At 63.8% G+C, this 15756-nt stretch carries 16 protein-coding genes; 10 read left to right on the top strand and 6 right to left on the bottom strand.

From position 1 onward, the window contains the following. Window positions 1–178: 178 nt before the first annotated feature. On the bottom strand, window positions 179–1306 hold the full coding sequence (locus O2807_03130) for a hypothetical protein (GenBank protein MDA0999498.1): 1128 nt from the start codon (window positions 1304–1306) through the stop codon (window positions 179–181). A gap of 3 nt (window positions 1307–1309) precedes the next feature. Next, entirely contained in the window at window positions 1310–1987 is a 678-nt protein-coding gene (locus O2807_03125) for a cyclase family protein (protein ID MDA0999497.1), read from the bottom strand. A 198-nt stretch (window positions 1988–2185) separates the two neighbouring features. Here O2807_03125 and O2807_03120 point away from each other — a divergent pair, with 198 nt between their 5' ends. Both O2807_03120 and O2807_03115 read left to right on the top strand, forming a co-directional pair. Further along, the gene (locus O2807_03120) at window positions 2186–2893 is read left to right on the top strand and encodes a glycosyltransferase family 2 protein (protein MDA0999496.1); all 708 of its coding nucleotides are present in this window, start codon (window positions 2186–2188) and stop codon (window positions 2891–2893) included. A gap of 63 nt (window positions 2894–2956) precedes the next feature. Continuing rightward, window positions 2957–3736, top strand: coding sequence for a GNAT family N-acetyltransferase (locus O2807_03115; GenBank protein ID MDA0999495.1), 780 nt, complete (start codon window positions 2957–2959; stop codon window positions 3734–3736). A 32-nt stretch (window positions 3737–3768) separates the two neighbouring features. Here O2807_03115 and O2807_03110 read toward each other — a convergent pair whose 3' ends face one another. Further along, window positions 3769–4257 carry a hypothetical protein gene (locus O2807_03110; protein ID MDA0999494.1) on the bottom strand — a complete coding sequence of 163 codons (489 nt, stop codon included), beginning with the start codon at window positions 4255–4257 and terminating at the stop codon, window positions 3769–3771. Between the two features lie 202 nt (window positions 4258–4459). Between O2807_03110 and O2807_03105 the strand changes: the two genes are divergently transcribed. Then, entirely contained in the window at window positions 4460–4720 is a 261-nt protein-coding gene (locus O2807_03105) for a hypothetical protein (protein ID MDA0999493.1), read from the top strand. Window positions 4721–4738: 18 nt separating this feature from the next. Next, on the top strand, window positions 4739–5113 hold the full coding sequence (locus O2807_03100) for a redoxin domain-containing protein (protein ID MDA0999492.1): 375 nt from the start codon (window positions 4739–4741) through the stop codon (window positions 5111–5113). A 70-nt stretch (window positions 5114–5183) separates the two neighbouring features. Here O2807_03100 and O2807_03095 read toward each other — a convergent pair whose 3' ends face one another. Continuing rightward, on the bottom strand, window positions 5184–6374 hold the full coding sequence (locus tag O2807_03095; GenBank protein ID MDA0999491.1) for an MFS transporter: 1191 nt from the start codon (window positions 6372–6374) through the stop codon (window positions 5184–5186). Window positions 6375–6488: 114 nt separating this feature from the next. Beyond that, entirely contained in the window at window positions 6489–7298 is an 810-nt protein-coding gene (locus tag O2807_03090; GenBank protein MDA0999490.1) for an SDR family oxidoreductase, read from the bottom strand. 106 nt (window positions 7299–7404) lie between these two features. Between O2807_03090 and cobO the strand changes: the two genes are divergently transcribed. After that, window positions 7405–7938 (top strand): cob(I)yrinic acid a,c-diamide adenosyltransferase, encoded by a 534-nt coding sequence (gene cobO, locus O2807_03085; GenBank protein ID MDA0999489.1) that lies wholly within the window; start codon window positions 7405–7407, stop codon window positions 7936–7938. Between the two features lie 18 nt (window positions 7939–7956). Here the strand turns inward: cobO and O2807_03080 are convergent, their stop codons facing one another. After that, window positions 7957–8349, bottom strand: a complete 393-nt coding sequence (locus O2807_03080; protein MDA0999488.1) for a VOC family protein — start codon at window positions 8347–8349, stop codon at window positions 7957–7959. 180 nt (window positions 8350–8529) lie between these two features. On the opposite strand from O2807_03080, the gene O2807_03075 reads away from it, so the two are divergent. The 5 genes from O2807_03075 to O2807_03055 all read left to right on the top strand — a co-directional run bounded on the left by O2807_03075 (window position 8530) and on the right by O2807_03055 (window position 15656). Beyond that, on the top strand, window positions 8530–10038 hold the full coding sequence (locus O2807_03075; protein MDA0999487.1) for a cobyric acid synthase: 1509 nt from the start codon (window positions 8530–8532) through the stop codon (window positions 10036–10038). Window positions 10039–10167: 129 nt separating this feature from the next. Further along, window positions 10168–10638: a (2Fe-2S)-binding protein gene (locus O2807_03070; GenBank protein MDA0999486.1), complete on the top strand. Its 471-nt coding sequence runs from the start codon at window positions 10168–10170 to the stop codon at window positions 10636–10638. A 17-nt stretch (window positions 10639–10655) separates the two neighbouring features. Further along, a complete protein-coding gene (locus tag O2807_03065; protein ID MDA0999485.1) occupies window positions 10656–12986 on the top strand; it encodes a xanthine dehydrogenase family protein molybdopterin-binding subunit in 2331 nt (776 codons plus the stop codon). A 1-nt stretch (window position 12987) separates the two neighbouring features. Next, window positions 12988–13860: a xanthine dehydrogenase family protein subunit M gene (locus O2807_03060; protein MDA0999484.1), complete on the top strand. Its 873-nt coding sequence runs from the start codon at window positions 12988–12990 to the stop codon at window positions 13858–13860. A 632-nt stretch (window positions 13861–14492) separates the two neighbouring features. Next, window positions 14493–15656: a Xaa-Pro peptidase family protein gene (locus O2807_03055; GenBank protein MDA0999483.1), complete on the top strand. Its 1164-nt coding sequence runs from the start codon at window positions 14493–14495 to the stop codon at window positions 15654–15656. Window positions 15657–15756: the final 100 nt, after the last annotated feature.

Raw genomic sequence — 15756 nt, 5'->3', positions numbered from 1 at the left:
AGGAATCCGCTTTTCCACAGCAGATTCCTCCGTCGCTGCGGGCCCCAAGCGAACCCGTTCGCTTGGGGCCCCTGCGCTCCTTCGGAATGACACCAAGGGTCCATTGTGCAAACGGGCCCACTACCGAAAATTATTTTCCGAACGGGGCAAAGAGAATAACGCCCGGAGCGGGATGGCGCTACTTCAGATAGTCCTTCTGCTTCTGCGGGATATTTCCCTCGGCCGCGGCCCCGAGCAGCGCCCCCAGCAGGGCCGCCATCTGGTCGAGGTCCGATTCGAGGAAAATCTCCACCGGGCTGTGCGAATACCGCCGGGGAAGGTTGAGGTTCACCACCGGCATCCCGCCGGGGACCGAGCGGCTCAAGGTAGAGGCGTCAGTGAAGGTGCCAATGACAGCATCCTCCTGAAGAGGAACGCCCGCTTCCTTCGCCGCCTCCTTGACCCAAGTGACCAACTCATGCGGAGGGATGTGACCGTGCAAACTCTCCGGAATACCGCGTTCATGATCATACCGGCGCAGAACGGGCCCCGCCCCGAGCCGCACCCCCATCGCGTCGGCGACCCCTTCGGGGCCCTCGGCCTGAACCGTATCGATAACGACGGCAAAGTCCGGCGGCTTCCCGCCGCAGGTGGCCGTGACCGAGAGCACCGACGCCCCGCGCGCGCCGATCTCCTCCTGGGCGCAAAACGCGGCCGAGAGCTTGAGACGGTTTCCGAGCTCACCCGCCCGCAGCACGGCCTCCACCGCCAGCGCGCAGCCCGAGCGGTTGTCCACCGCCTTGGACTTCCAGGCACCCCCGCCGAGGGGCTCGAAGGAGCCGCAAAAGACCCCGGGAGTTCCAGGACCAATCCCGAGAAGCCGGACCGCCGCGCCGTCCATATTACCGAGATCGATCCACATCTGGGCGGGCGTGGGATGCTCCTGGCCCTGAAGGGCCTGAAGGTGGCCGGAGCGGATATTGACCACCCCACGAATCAGGGTTCCGTCCTCGGCGAGAAGCTCTACTTCACGGCCCGGGAAAACGGCATTCGCCACCAAACCGACCTTGTCGAAGCGAATCGCGCCGCCGGGTTCGACCCCTGTCACGACAACACCCACCTCGTCCATGTGGCATTCCACCAGGACGTGGGGAACGCCGTCATACAAGTTTTTCTGGGCGATGAGGTTGCCGAAGCCGTCCTCGCGAAGCACATCCGCCTCGCCGCGGAGCATCTCGACGAGGGCACCACGCACCGCGTCCTCTCTTCCCGGCGGGCCGGGAAGCGCGCAGAGCGCGCGCATGCGCTCCAGAACGGGGGAGGTCATGGTTTACTCGTCCTCCACGACGGCGATGGCCCGGACGGGGGAAGCCTCGGCGTCCATGATTTTGATGGGAAGCGCCATCATGAAGAAACGCTCTTGCCCGATGGCCCCAAGGTTGTCCAGTCCCTCGATGAGAACGACATCGGCCCCCAGCATGATGTGGTGGACATAAAATTCGGTCGAGTCGAAATCGGTCCGCCGGGCGTCGTATTCCTCGAAAAAGTCGAAGGCGATGGCCTTGGGCTTCCGATCGACGAGCCACTGGGCGGCGGAAGTGTCCATGTAGGGAGACTCGGTATAGTACTCCATCTTCCCGAACATCTTGTGGCCCCAATCGGTACGGACGACGATGATGTCGCCCGGGCGGCACTTCGCTTCCATGCCCTTGAAATGCTCGGCCTTTAGCACAGCGTTCGGCTTCCCCATGTGGATCAGATCGAGTATGACGGCCTCGCCCATGTAGCGGTGGAAATCCACCTCCCCGATGTTGGGGCCGTCCTTGACCACATGCTTGGTGCTGTCCACGTGGGAGCCGGTGTGGGCGCTCATCTCCAGCCAGGTGGCCTGCCAGTGGTGGGAGTCGGGGCCGCGGTAGCCGGTCGTGTGCTTCACTTTTTGCGGGACACCCGGCGGAATCGGCACCCCGCTCCGAATCTCGCAGCTGATATCAATGTATCGCGGCACGGCGACCTCCTTTCGAAATAGCCATGGCCTGTGCGCCAATGGCGAAACTTGAAAAGATAGCATTTCAGATGACGCCGATTCTGGCATAGGGGCTTGGCTTTGCCAAGGAGAAACCCGCGGCGGCACGCCGCGTTGCCTCCCCCATGGACACCATGTAAGCTTCGCTCCGAAATTTCTTCTTTTGCCTCCGAGGTCTTCATGGAAGAGAACTCCCCCGCGCGGCCGCTCCTGAGCGTCATCATGCCCTGCTACAACGAGCGGCAGACCATTCGCGAGATTGTGGCGCTGGTCCTGAAAGTACCCCTGCCGCTTGAGCTGATCATCGTGGACGATGGGAGCACGGACGGCACGCGCGAGATTCTGGCCGAAATCGAAAAAACCGGCATCCGGGTCATCTATCACGTCGAGAACCAGGGGAAGGGCGGCGCGCTTTCCACCGGCTTCGCGGCGGCGCGGGGCGAGGTGATGGTCGTTCAGGACGCCGATCTGGAGTACGACCCCCTTGAGTTGCCCGAGCTTTACGGCCCCATCAAAAAGGGCGTGGCCGATGTCGTCTACGGGACAAGATTCGGCGGAAAGCCCCAGCGCATTCACATGTTCTGGCACAAAACGGGCAACCGTTTCCTGACCTTTCTCACGAATGTTCTCTTCAACAGCACGCTGACGGACATGGAGACCTGCTACAAGATGTTCCGCCGAGAGGTGGTGGAAAACATCACCATCCGCTCGCGGGGTTTCGATGTCGAACCCGAACTGACGGCGAAGATTTTCAAGGCAAAAAAATGGCGGGTCTATGAACTGCCCATCTCCTACTACGGGCGCTCCTACGAAGAGGGCAAAAAGATCACCTGGCGAGACGGCCTGAAAGCCATCGGGACGCTCATCCGCTACCGCTTTACGGATTGATGGCCGAAATTTCGAGGACGCACTCTCGCAAGATTCGTTCCGGCCCGAAACAGGGAGTTGGTCGTGCCGCTCGCCCTCTTGAAAAACCCCGCAGACGGGGCGCTTGCCCCCCTTCTGAAGAAATCCCGCCCGCTCAGCCTTCGTTTCGAGGGCGCAATTTTCGAAAACGAGAGGGGCGTCCCGATCTGGGCGGATGATCCGCGATCCCCCCGCCTGGCGCTGCACCAGGGCAAGGGCTGGCTCGCACCCATCGGAGAGAAGGACAGACTCATCACGCATCTGGATGAGATCGAGGCCATCTGCGCCGGGCTCACCGACCCGGGCGATGAGCCGCTCATCAAGCTGAGTGCCCTTTCCCTTGCCTTTCGCGACGAGATCGCCGCCATCCGTCCGGTTCGGCGGGAAACCCGCTGCGGCCTCTACACCCTTGCGGAAACCGACTTCCGCCCTTTTCAGGAAGGCCCCATCGTCGAAACGCTTCAGGAGGCGGATTCATCCCTCCTCGCGGAACACGATCTCTACGGCGCAACGCCCGCCTACTGCGCCCGCCGGATCCGGTCCGCCCCAAGCGCCGCCGTGCGGATCGAGGGCGAGCTGGCCGCCTACATGATCGTCCACGACAACGGCTCCATCGGCATGCTCCACACCCTGGAACCGTTCCGGAACCGGAGTCTCGCCCGGCGGGTCGTCTCCGCTCTCGTCGAGCGCCAGTGGGCGCGCGGGCGCGCGGTGTACTGCTATATCGTTGACGGCAATGTGTCTTCGCAAAAAGTCTTTACGAGTCTCGGGTTCCGCCGGGCGGCGGAGGTGTGCTGGACGGTTTTCGAGAAAGAGGCCGGATAAAGACCAGACGCGACGGCGGTTGCATCATAGCGCTACCGGGTCGCGAAGAAGACGTACTCCTGCCTGCGCGCTTCGAGGAAGTTCACGAGTTGAAGCCGTCTCGGATCGAGGGGACCGCTGCGGCTGCCCTGGCGAATTTCAACAATCTCCTGGCGCAGGCGGCGGGCTTCATCCATGGCCACTGCCGTCAGGGCGGACAGCGTGATGATGTCCCGCAGCTGGTTCTCGAGCGCGCGCTTTCGCTCGTAGGTCCCTCCACTCGAAGTGCGAAGGACAAGGTCGTCGTTCACATCCTGGATCAGTCTGTGGAGGTTCCGGATCTTCAGCTGGACATCCTTCAGCTGCGCCTCCCCGATTTTCTGCTGCTTTCCAACAAGCTCTTTCTGTTCTTTCGGACTGAGCTGTCTTTTTTCTTGGCCCGGCGCCGCCGCCGGCCCCGCAACCGATGGGAGCGGAAACATCCCGGAAAAGGCGGCAAGCGCGATCACACTGGAAATGAACAAGAAAAGCTTTCGGATCATGGTTGGGCCTCCTAACGGCAGCGCGGCGGCCGGAGAACGTGAGCACTCCGCCGGTTCAAAGCATTTTATTTCCAGATGCCCCAAGTCACAAGACACTTCTTTTCGGCATCCGGCAATGGCCTTGACAAAAAGAGGCTCCCGCACCAAATTACACGTTCCGAACACTTCCGTCTCCCTTTTGGCCTTTGGAGGATTCGACCCTATGCGCAAGGAAGAGTATATCAGCCGGCCCCCCGGCCCCTTCATGGGCCTGTGGAGCCTGTGGTATCTCGACCCCATCCGGACCATCAAGCGCGAGCTCAGCGGTTTCCGGAAAGTCCGCCACAAGGCGTTTGAGGACAAGGTTCACGCGGGCGACCCCATGCCGGAAGTGAAGCTGAAGGACATCCACGGCGTGGAGCACGACCTTTCCACCCTGCGCGGCCAGCGGAACATCGTTCTCGAGTTCGGGGCCATCACCTGACCGCCCTACCGCCGGCAGGTGCCGGGCATGGAAGAGCTTTACAAGAATTACAAAGACAAGGGCGTTGACTTTTATGTCATCTACTCCCGCGAACCGCATGCGGGCGAGCGGAAATATTTCCGCAAATACAAGCAGCACACCTCCTACGAGCACAAGCTCAGCTATGCGAAAGAGCTCGTCGAAACGTTCGGGATGGAAGTGCCCGTTCTCGTGGATGATCTCGAAGAGACCGTCGCCAAGGCTTTCGGCTGGATGCCGAACATGGTCTATGTCATCGACAAGGAAGGAAAAATTTCCTACAAAGCGACCTGGACTGATCAGCCGCGCATCGACAAGGTTCTGGACAATCTCCTCGCCGAGCAGAAAAAAGCCGGGGCCGCGGCAACGGCCTGATTCGGTGCACCGCTTTCCGGCGCAAAACGGCTTCTCCCCCGGGAGGAGCCGTTTTTTTTCGTACAACCCGTTACACCGATTTGGGCAGAAACCGCGAGAGGGTGAACGCCAGCAGCAGCGAAACCGGCAGCGCCCAGAAGGCCTGGAAAAGTCCCACCCGCTCCGCGAGCACCGCGAGGGGCACGACCGAAAAACTGGCAATCCCCCAGGAGGCACCCAGCGTGAGCGCGCTCGCAAAGCCGCGATGGGTCGGGAGGATCTCCTGCCCGAAGGCCATGCTCACCCCCATCGGCATGTAGATCCCCACGCCCAACGCCGACAACACGAACATCCCCCAGCCCGGGGGCACCAACAAAAATCCGATCATGCTGAAAAAAGCCAGCATGATGCCGAAACTGATGATGGACTTTTTTTCGTAGCGATCGGCCAGGACGCCGCCCAGCATGACGCCGCCCATGCCGAAAAAAAGCAGGATGCTGTTCGCGATGCCGCCGCTCCAAAGGCCCAATCCCCGCTCCACATAAAGCGTCGGCAGGAAACCCTGCACATTAATGGCCACGATAGCCCGGCAGATGGTCACTCCCAAAAGGAGGGACGCCGGCTTCCGGGCCTTCCAGAGCGCATGGCCAAGCCCCTTGAGGAGGGTCGCCCCCTCTTTCACCTCAGGCTTGGGCAGCCCTTTCATGATTCCGAACACCGCAACGGCGTTCACCACGACATACACCCAGAGCCACTCCATCCCCCATTTTTGGGCAACAAAGATGGCGATCAGGGGACCGAGCGAAAATCCGAGCCGGCCGCCCGAGACAAAAAAACTCACCGAGAGCGCGCGGTGCCTGGCGCTCAGCGCCCCGGCCCGCGAGGCCATATCCGGATGGGCGAGGCCTGCGAGAAAACCGCCGACCGGTACCGCCACCACCAAAGCCCCGTAATAGGGGAGCCATCCCATCGCCGTCAGGAAAAATGAGCTTCCGATCAGCCCCACCACCAGCCAGGGCGCGCGCGGCCACCGATCCACCAAAATGGCGGTGAGCGGCTGCCCACCCGCGTTGGCGATAGAGATGAGATAGACGAGCACTCCGGCTCCGCCCAAGGTCAAATGAAATTTTTCCTGAATCAGGGGAAGGAGCGGCGAGAGAAAACTCACCTGGCTGTCCACCAGGAAGTGCGCCCCGAACAAGAGCCCCATCGAAGCCCAGGGGATTTTTTCCGAGATCAAGGAAGAATCAGGGGAGGAAGCCGCCGCATCGTTCGCGCTCAATTGAACCTCTCGTACGGGAAAACACTGTCGAGTCAGAAAACATCGCCGTTATACGATTCGAAAACCACATGCGTCAATCAAACGCCGCCAAAGATACATCGTGGCCGCCCCGCTTCAATACATCACCCGCCCGCCGTTGACGTTCATATCCTCGCCGGTGATGAGGCGGGCGGCGTCGGAGGCGGGAAAAACGGACGCCGCGGCGATGTCCGCCGGATCGATGAATGCGCCGAGCGGCGTCTCCGCCAGGGTATAGGCGCGCTCCTCCTCGAGCGTTCTCCCCGAGGCCTCCGCCCTCCCCTTCAGGATGCGCTCGATGCGCTCGCCCGAAACCGCCCCCGGACAGATGGCGTTCACCCGGATGCCGCGCGGGCCGAGTTCGAGCGCCATCTGGCGCGTGAGGCCGATGATGCCCGCCTTGGCGGCACAGTAGGGGGCGCGATGCACCAGCGGCTTTTTCCCCGAAACAGAGGAAATGTGAATGACGCAAACGTTGCGATCCTCCGGGATCTCCGCCGGGAGCCTTCGCAGAAACTCCGCCGTCCAGAGAAAGGGGGCCGTCAAGTTCACCTCCAGCGTCTCGCGCCATCCGGCCGGGTCCATGCTCTCGATGGGCGCGACCGGCCCCATGATGCCCGCATTGTTGACGAGAATATCCACCGCGCCGAATTTTTCTTCCGCCGCGTCGAAGGCCCGCCCAGGCGCCCCTGCCTTGCTGACATCGCCCTCCAGGCAAACCACCCGATCCCCGGCTTCCAGGGGAGACACCGCTGCGCTCAGTCTCGGGCCGTCCACATCCGTCATCACGACACGGGCGCCCGCCGCGAGAAAGGCCCGGGCCGTGGCCAGGCCGATGCCGGCGCCGGCGCCGGTGATGATCGCCACCCGATCAACGAGTGCATCTTTCGGAACGTAGGGAATCATGGCTCTCCTCAAGGTGGGGGGGGAAAGAGCGTTGGCCCGATGGAGGTATTCTATAATAAGCTCTTCATCGGACGGTATCTTCTTCTCTTTCCAACACAGGGATGATATGGCTTCTCCGCCGCGCGGCCTGATCATGGTGAACACCGGGGACGGGAAAGGAAAATCCACCTCTTCCTTCGGCCTCGCCATGCGGGCGGTCGGGCAGGGCTTCCGCGTCTTCCTGATCCAGTTCATCAAGGGCACATGGAAAACCGGCGAGGCGGAGGCCGCCAAGCGGCTCGCCCCCGAGCTGGTCGTCCGCACCGGCCTGGGGGACGGCTTCACCTGGATCACCCAGGACCCGGATCAGGACGGGGCCACCTCACGGGAGATATGGAAGCTGGCGCGCGAGGCCATCGAATCCGGCGAATACCGGCTGGTGATCATGGACGAGATCAACGTCGCGATGGACCTGGGTCAGCTCGATATCGGCGAGGTGGTTTCCGTGCTGAAAAACCGCGACCCCGCGCTTCACGTCATGCTGACCGGGCGCGGCGCCCCGCAGGAGATCATCGACTGCGCCGACCTCGTCACCGAGATGCGGAAGATCAAACACCCCTTCGATCAGGGCATCTACGCGCAGCGGGGAATCGAGTTCTGATAAAGCGGGGCTGCCCCGTTATTCGGCGAACATTTTCTCGGATGCGACCTCGATCAGGTTATTCTCCGGGTCGCGGAAAAAGATCTGCGGATACCCGTAGGGCTCATCGTGGAAGGCAACCGCGTTTTCGCGCAGCCGGCTTTTCATCCCCTCCAGATCGTCGGTCACAAGGCCGAAATGATGATCGGTGTAGCCGTCCTCGTTGTCGCTGATGGAATGGGTGATGTGGCCCTCGTGCAGCTTGGAGAGATGGATGTGGTGGCCCGGTCCGGCTTCGAGCCAGTGGCCGGGAAACGGAAAGTGCGGCCGGGGCAGTTCCTTCATGCCCAGAACCTTCGCATAAAACGCATGCATCGGCTCCAGCTCGCGGCAGTAGATGCTGAAGTGCTGGAGCAGCGAAATTCTCGGCATGGCGTCGTCCCCCGTGCATTTCACCGGCGGCGCGGATGGATCGGCCGGTCGTTGTGGACAAAGACTTTTCCCAGACCCGCATATCCTAGATAATCGTCCCGCAGCGGACAACCGGCGGGCGCGCCGAAGCCGCGAAGGTCCGCGGGTGGTTCGAAGCCGCGATGGATGGAAGGAGAGAGATTGCGCCCCCTCATGGTCCTCGGCACCGCCTCCGGCGTGGGAAAAAGCGCGCTTTGCGCCGCCCTGTGCCGCCTGTTTGCCCGGCGAAAAATTTCCGTGGCCCCCTTTAAGGCGCAAAACGTCTCGCTCAACTCTTTTGTCACCCCGGAGGGGGGCGAAATCGCCCGCTCCCAGGCGCTCCAGGCCCGCGCCGCCGGGATCGCCCCCCACACCGACATGAACCCCGTGCTCATCAAGCCCGAGGCCGGGGGGCGCTCCCACATCATCCTCGATGGCCGCCATGCGCTCACAACCTCCCCCGCCGACCGCCCGCTCGAGGGCGCGCAGCTCGCCGCCCGCATCCAGGCGGCCTTCGCGCGGCTCTCCGCGCGGTTCGACCTCATCGTCATGGAGGGAATGGGCGGAGCGGCCGAGATCAATTTGTTCGACCGGGATCTGGCCAACTTTCGGGCCGCCGAGATGGCGGACGCCGAAGTCCTTCTCGTGGGCAACATCGAGCGCGGCGGCGTCTTCGCCGCCCTCTACGGCACCTGGGCCCTTTGCCCGCCCGAGTGGCAGAAGCGAATCCGCGGATTCGTCATCAACCAGCTGCGCGGCGCACCGGAAAATCTGGGCGATGGCCCCCGGGAGCTGACCCGGCGCACGGGAATCCCCGTGCTGGGCGTCCTCCCCCACGTGGAAGGCCTCAGGCTCGAGGCCGAGGACGGCCTGGAACTCGATGTCTTCCCGCAGACCTTCCCGGGCGGCGAACCGGATGCGCTGCGCCTCGCCGTCCTGCGGTTTCCGCACATTTCGAACTTCACCGACTTCGAGCCTTTTCTCGACGAGCCGGACGTGGCGATCACCGTCACGGAGGATTCCCGGACACTCGATGCAGCAGACGCCGTTTTCCTTCCCGGCTCGAAGAACGTCGCCCTCGATCTGGCCTGGCTCCGGCGGAAGGGGCTCGACCGCACCCTCGGGCGCCTGCGCGGGCGGGGCACTCCCATCGCCGGCATCTGCGGCGGCTGCCAGATGATGGGGGAGGCCATCCACGATCCGGGCGGCATCGAATCCCCCGATCCCTTCACGAAAGGCCTCGGTTGGCTCCCCGCCGAAACCGAGCTGGTGCTGGAAAAGACCCTGCGGCAGGTGCGCGCCCTCTCGCGGCTTCCCTTTTACGAGGGCGAGATAGAGGGATACGAGATACACCATGGGCGCACCACACTGCGCTCATCTTCCGCCTCGCCCGCCTTTCGTCTCGACCCCGCGGGAGCGGAACACCCGGCTTCCTTCGATGGCGCCTTCCTGGCCGGGGAAAACATATGGGGGACGAATCTTCACGGGCTTTTTGAAAACGACGGCTTCCGCTCCGCCTTTCTGGAATGGGCCGCCGGACGGACGGGGCGCGGGGGCCTCCGGCGGACGCCCCGCAGGTTCCGCCGCCTTCAGCGCGAGAATCTCGATCGGTGGGACCGCGTGGTGGAGGCGCACCTCGATCTTTCCCCCTTTTCATGCGGAAAAATCTGACTCTGCCGCCCATATTTCCTCCCTTGACACTGTTTCATCCCTGCTCCGATAATGTTCATGAATCCTGACAAATTGGTGGAGGGGCGGGCACATTTCTCATAAGCTGCCCCCGGCGCAAGGAGGCTCCCGGTGGAAATCTCCCTCAGCATCAACGGCGTCGTGCGGAAATTCGACGTTGAGCCGAGGACCCTCCTTGTCCATCTGCTCCGCGACCATGCGGGCCTGACCGGAACCCACATCGCGTGTGAAACCTCCGTCTGCGGCGCCTGCACGATCCTCCTCAACGGGGCGGCCGTGAAGAGTTGCACCCTGCTCGCCGTCCAGGCCGACGGCGGCGAGGTGACCACCATCGAGGGCCTCGCCGAAAACGGCAACTTCCATCCCCTTCAAGAGCAGTTCTGGGACAAGCACGGCCTTCAGTGCGGCTACTGCACCCCGGGGATGATTCTGACGGTCCACGACCTGCTGGCGCAGAATCCCAACCCCTCCGAGGAGGAAATCCGGCGCGGCATCGAGGGAAACCTCTGCCGGTGCACCGGCTATCAGCACATCGTGGACGCGATTCTAGCGGCCGCCGAGCAGATGCGGGCCAGCAAATAGAAACGGCGAGGAAAGACATGGCGCAAGTTCCCAAATTCATTGGTGCCTCCATCCGGCGCAGGGACGACCCCCGGCTCATCCAGGGGCTCGCCCACTATGTGGATGACATCCACCTGCCGGGGATGCGCTACATGGCCTTCGTCCGGAGCCCCTACGGGAACGCCACGATCAAGAAAGTCGACACCGCCGCCGCACGCGAGGCGCCTGGCGTCATCGCGGTCTACACCGCCGAGGACATCGGGGACAAAGTCGGGCCCGTTCCGGTGGCCGGTCTCGTGCCGGACGCCCGCGTGCCGAAACAGCCGGTCCTCGCCAAAGGGAAGGCCCGCTTCGCGGGCGAGCCCATCGCCGCCGTCATCGCGGAGTCCCGCTACCTGGCCCGCGACGCGGCCGATCTGATCGAGGTCGAATACGACATTCACGAGGCGGTGGTCGATCTGGAAAAAGCCCTCGCCCCCGGTGCCCCCAAGGTGCACGAGGAGTTCGAGGACAACACCGCCTTCACCTGGGCGCTCGCGGGCGGCGACATCGAAGCCGGGCTGAAAGAAGCGGATATCGTCATCAAGGAGAAGATCGCCAACGCGCGCGTTGTCCCCCTCGCCCTCGAGCCGCGCGGCGTTCTGGCCCACTACCTCCCGGGCGAGGACAAGATGACCATCTGGACCTCGACCCAGGTCCCCCACAAGGTCCGCACCCTGGTCGGCATCCAGATCGGGATGGCCGAAAACCGCATCCGCGTGATCGCGCCCGAGGTGGGCGGCGGCTTCGGGAGCAAGCTGAACGTCTACCGCGAGGAGGCGCTCGCCGCCCACATCAGCCGCGAGCTGGGGATTCCGATCAACTGGATCGAAACACGGTCCGAGAACTTCATCGCCACCATTCACGGCCGCGGGCAGCTGGGCGAGGTCGAACTGGGGCTGAAGAAGGACGGGACCATCGTCGCCATCCGCTACAACGTCCTGGCTGATTGCGGCGCTTACTACCAGCTTTTGACGGTGGCAATCTTCACGCTGACCGGGCTCATGCTCCCTGGCCCCTACAAGATCCCCCACATCGAGATGAAGGTGACCGGGGTCTTCACCAACAAGATCGCGACCGACGCCTACCGGGGGGCGGGAAGGCCCGAGGCCACCTACATTCTCGAACGGATGGTGGACATCGCCGCGGGCGAACTCGGAATGGACCCGGCCGAGATCCGGCGGAAGAACTTCCCGGCGAAATCGGAGTTTCCCTTCGCCACGGCAGCCGGCCTCTCCTACGACAGCGGGGACTACGCCGCCGCCCTCGACAAGGCACTGGCCAACGCCGACTACCCCCGGATACGGAAGCAGCAGGAAGAAGCCCGCAAGGAGGGCCGCTACCTCGGCATCGGCCTTTCGACCTACGTCGAAATCTGCGGGATGGGCCCCTCCGCCGCGCTCGGCGGGCAGGGCTGGGAGAGCGCCAAGGTGCGCGTCGAGCCGACGGGCAAGGTGACGGTCTTCTCGGGCGCCTCCCCCCACGGCCAGGGCCAGGAGACCTCCTTCGCCCAGATCGTGGCCGACGGGTTCGGCGTCCAGGTCGAAGATGTCCGCGTCATCCACGGGGACACCGACGTGGTGCCCTACGGTGTGGGCACCTTCGGCAGCCGGGGCACCGTGGTGGGCGGCTCGGCCGTCTTTCTCGCCCGCGACAAGGTGAAGGCCAAGATGGCAAAATTCGCCGCCCTGAAGTTCGAGGCGGACGAAAACGACATCGCCTTCGAGGGGGGAAAGGTGTTCGTCCAGAGCGCCCCCGAGAAATCCGCTGCCTTCGCCGAGATATCCCAGATGGCCTACGACGCCATCGTTCTTCCGCCCGACACGGAACCGGGACTCGAGGAGACGCACTTCTTCGAGCCGCCGAACTTCACCTTCCCCTTCGGGGCCCATGTGGTGCTGGTCGAGGTGGACCCCGAGACGGGCGAGGTGAAGATTCTCCGCTACGTCGCGGTGGACGATGTCGGCAACATGATCAACCCGCTGCTCGTTCGCGGCCAGATACACGGCGGCATCGCCCAGGGTATCGGACAGGCGCTCGAGGAGGAGATGCTCTACGGCGAGGGCGGCCAGCCCCTGAACGGCTCCTTCATGCACTACGCCCTCCCGAAAGCCCACCGCCTGCCCCGGTTCGAGCTGGACCACACCGTCACGCCGACCGACGTGAATCCGCTCGGCGCGAAGGGCGTCGGCGAAGCCGGCACGATCGGCTCGACCCCGGCGGGGGTGAACGCGGTGCTCGATGCGCTCCGACCCTTCGGGGTGCGGCACCTCGACATGCCGCTGCGGCCCGAAAAGATATGGCAAGCCGTCGCCGGAAAGGGGGCCTGAGATGTTCCCTGCGCCTTTCGAATACCACCGGGCGAAATCTCTGGATGAGGCCATCGGCCTTCTCCAAAAGTACGGAGAAGCGGCCAGACTGCTCTCGGGCGGGCACAGCCTGATCCCCATTCTCAAGTCGCGCCTCGCCCGGCCGGAGGTGATCATCGACATCGCCCGCATTCCGGGCCTCGCCGGGATCGTGAAAGAAAAAAACGCCATCGCCATCGGCGGGCTGACGACGCACCATGAGATCGCGGCCTCCCCTGAAATCCGGGCCGGCTGCCCGCTCCTCTCGGAGACCGCCAGCCAGATCGGCGATTTACAGGTGCGCAACCGAGGGACCATCGGCGGGAGCCTGTCCCACGCCGACCCCGCGGCGGACTACCCGGCCGCGGTGCTCGCCCTCCGGGCGGATCTCGTCGCGACCGGCCCCAAGGGCGCCCGCTCCATCGCGTCGGATGATTTTTTCACGGGACCCCTCGAAACCGCGCTGGCAGACGGGGAGATTCTCACCGCCGTCCGGATTCCGCTTGGGGGCGGCGCCCGCAGCGGGGGCGCCTACGGAAAGGCCGCACAGCAGGCGAGCGGCTTCGCGGTCTGCGGGGTGGCGGTGAGGCTCACGTTGGGTGCGGGCGGCGAGGTGGCGGCCGCCGGGGTGGGCGTAACCGGTGTGGCGGCCAGCGCCTACCGCGCGGAAAAAACGGAAGCCGCCCTCATCGGCGAAAAACCCACCGACGATCTCATCCGAAAAGCCGCTTCTCTCGCCGCGGAGGGGATCGATCCGCTGGATGACTTCTACGCCTCGGGCGCGTTCCGGAAATCCCTGGCCGCCGTCTGGGCCGGGCGCGCCATCCGCGCCGCATATGATCGGGCAACCCGCTAGCCGCGAATTCGAAACAGGCTCCTCGCACAAAAAACCCCGCAATTTTGAGCAGTATCCCGCAGCCCTCCCCTCGCTCAAAAAATCCCTCATTATCCCTCAGCCCTCCCTTTTAAAAGCCCGGCCCCTCCGCCCGCAGGCACACCGCCGGCTCCCCTTTTGGAGCGGGGCAGGCCCACTCTCGCACACGCGGGGGGAAAGGCCCGCGCAGAAAATGCGGGGAGATTCGGATCGTGGGTCAGTTTGCACAATGGACCCGTGGTGTCATTCCGAAGGAGCGCAGGGTGGGGGCCGCAGCGACGGAGGAATCTGCTGTGGAAAAGCGGATTCCTCGCGCCGGGCACCCCGGCGAATCTCCGATTCGCGGGAGGCTCCCCACCGGGGGCCCCGTCTCCGGCGCTCGGAATGACAAGAAAACTGATCCGCTACCAGAATACCGGCCGGGGCGGGCCCTGGCTTGCATTGCGCACCCTGCCCGTGACAATCTCCTCACATCCGATTTACCGGACCCGAAAGACGGCATCTCTCCGGGGAGCGGGAAGGCGCCTTTGCCGAAAAACCGATGCACAATATACCACCGGCGGGAGGAGATGGGCGCTCCGCCGGTCGCTCATATTCAAAACAAGAGGCCGGCCATGAAACTTCCCTTTGACAACGAAAAGCTGGACGCCCTCATGGACAAGGCCGGGGTGGACGTGATTCTTCCCACCTCGAAGGAAAACATCCAGTACCTCCTCGGGGGCTACAAGTTCTTTTTCTTCGCCCACAAGGACGCCATCGGGGTGAGCCGCTACCTCCCCATGCTCGGCTACCCGAAGGGAGCGCCCGATAAGGCCTTCTACATCGGAAACGCGATGGAAGGGTGGCAGTACGAAAACACGCCCGGCTTCTGGGTGCCCAACGTGGAAATCAACCAGTGGTTCACCGACCAGACGGGCAAGAAGGCCGCCAGCCTTCTCCGCGGGATCGGCCAGGACACCGGGACGATCGCCGTCGAGAAGGCCTTTCTCCCCGCCGATGCGATGGCCGCGATGGAGGAGGAACTCCCCGGCGCGAAATTCGTCGAGGCCCAGGCCATCCTCCACGAGCTGCGCGCGGTAAAGCGCCCCGAAGAGCTCGCCATCCTGAAGGAAGCCTCCGACACCATCATCGACTGCATGACCACCGTCATGAAGAGCACCCGGGCCGGCGCCACCACCCGGGAGATCGCCCAGGGCATGTACAAAGAAGAGGTGTGGCGCGGGCTCAACTTCGAGTACTGCCTCACTGCGGCCGGTCCCAGCTACAACCGGGCGCCCTCGGACCTCCACAAATGGGAAAAGGGGCAGGTCCTCTCCCTCGATTCGGGCGGCAACAAGGACGGCTACCTCGGCGACCTCGCCCGCATGGCCGTGCTGGGGGAGCCCACGCAGATGCAGAGCGACCTCCTCGGCGAGATTCGCGCCATTCAGGACGCGGCGCGGACCGCCGTGCGCGCCGGCGCCACCGGCCGGGAGATCTTCGAGAAAGCCCTCGCCGAGCAGGCCAAATGCGCCCACGGCGATCGGGCCGCCTTCCTCGCCCACGGCATGGGGATGATCCAGCACGAGGCGCCGCACCTGACAAGCAGCGGCGCCGTTCCCTATCCCGCCTCCTACGAAAACCGGCCCCTGAAAGCCGGCATGGTGCTCTCGATTGAGACCGACCTCAAACATCCCGATGTGGGCTTCGTCAAGCTCGAGGACACCGTCATCGTCACCGAGGACGGCTGGGAAGCCTACGGGGATGAGATCCGCGATTACGTGATCGTGGAGGGATAGCGGAAAGCCGGTAATGGGTTCGTTTGCTTGCTTTTCTTGTCATTCCGAGGGCTGGAGGTGGGCCCCCCGGTGGAGGGCCTCCCGCGAATCGGAGATTCGC

The organism is bacterium (assembly GCA_027622355.1).
In the GTDB taxonomy this organism is placed as follows: Bacteria; UBA8248; UBA8248; order UBA8248; family UBA8248; genus JAQBZT01.
The sequence above is the reverse complement of the archived record's forward strand: the minus strand, read 5'-3'. Positions and strand labels throughout refer to the sequence as shown.

Coding starts and splice junctions, on each gene's coding strand:
- O2807_03130 (MDA0999498.1), bottom strand. CDS start 1,306: ATGACCTCCCCCGTTCTGGAGCGCATGCGCGCGCTCTGCGCGCTTCCC.
- O2807_03120 (MDA0999496.1), top strand. CDS start 2,186: ATGGAAGAGAACTCCCCCGCGCGGCCGCTCCTGAGCGTCATCATGCCC.
- O2807_03110 (MDA0999494.1), bottom strand. CDS start 4,257: ATGATCCGAAAGCTTTTCTTGTTCATTTCCAGTGTGATCGCGCTTGCC.
- O2807_03105 (MDA0999493.1), top strand. CDS start 4,460: ATGCGCAAGGAAGAGTATATCAGCCGGCCCCCCGGCCCCTTCATGGGC.
- O2807_03090 (MDA0999490.1), bottom strand. CDS start 7,298: ATGATTCCCTACGTTCCGAAAGATGCACTCGTTGATCGGGTGGCGATC.
- cobO (MDA0999489.1), top strand. CDS start 7,405: ATGGCTTCTCCGCCGCGCGGCCTGATCATGGTGAACACCGGGGACGGG.
- O2807_03080 (MDA0999488.1), bottom strand. CDS start 8,349: ATGCCGAGAATTTCGCTGCTCCAGCACTTCAGCATCTACTGCCGCGAG.
- O2807_03065 (MDA0999485.1), top strand. CDS start 10,656: ATGGCGCAAGTTCCCAAATTCATTGGTGCCTCCATCCGGCGCAGGGAC.
- O2807_03060 (MDA0999484.1), top strand. CDS start 12,988: ATGTTCCCTGCGCCTTTCGAATACCACCGGGCGAAATCTCTGGATGAG.
- O2807_03055 (MDA0999483.1), top strand. CDS start 14,493: ATGAAACTTCCCTTTGACAACGAAAAGCTGGACGCCCTCATGGACAAG.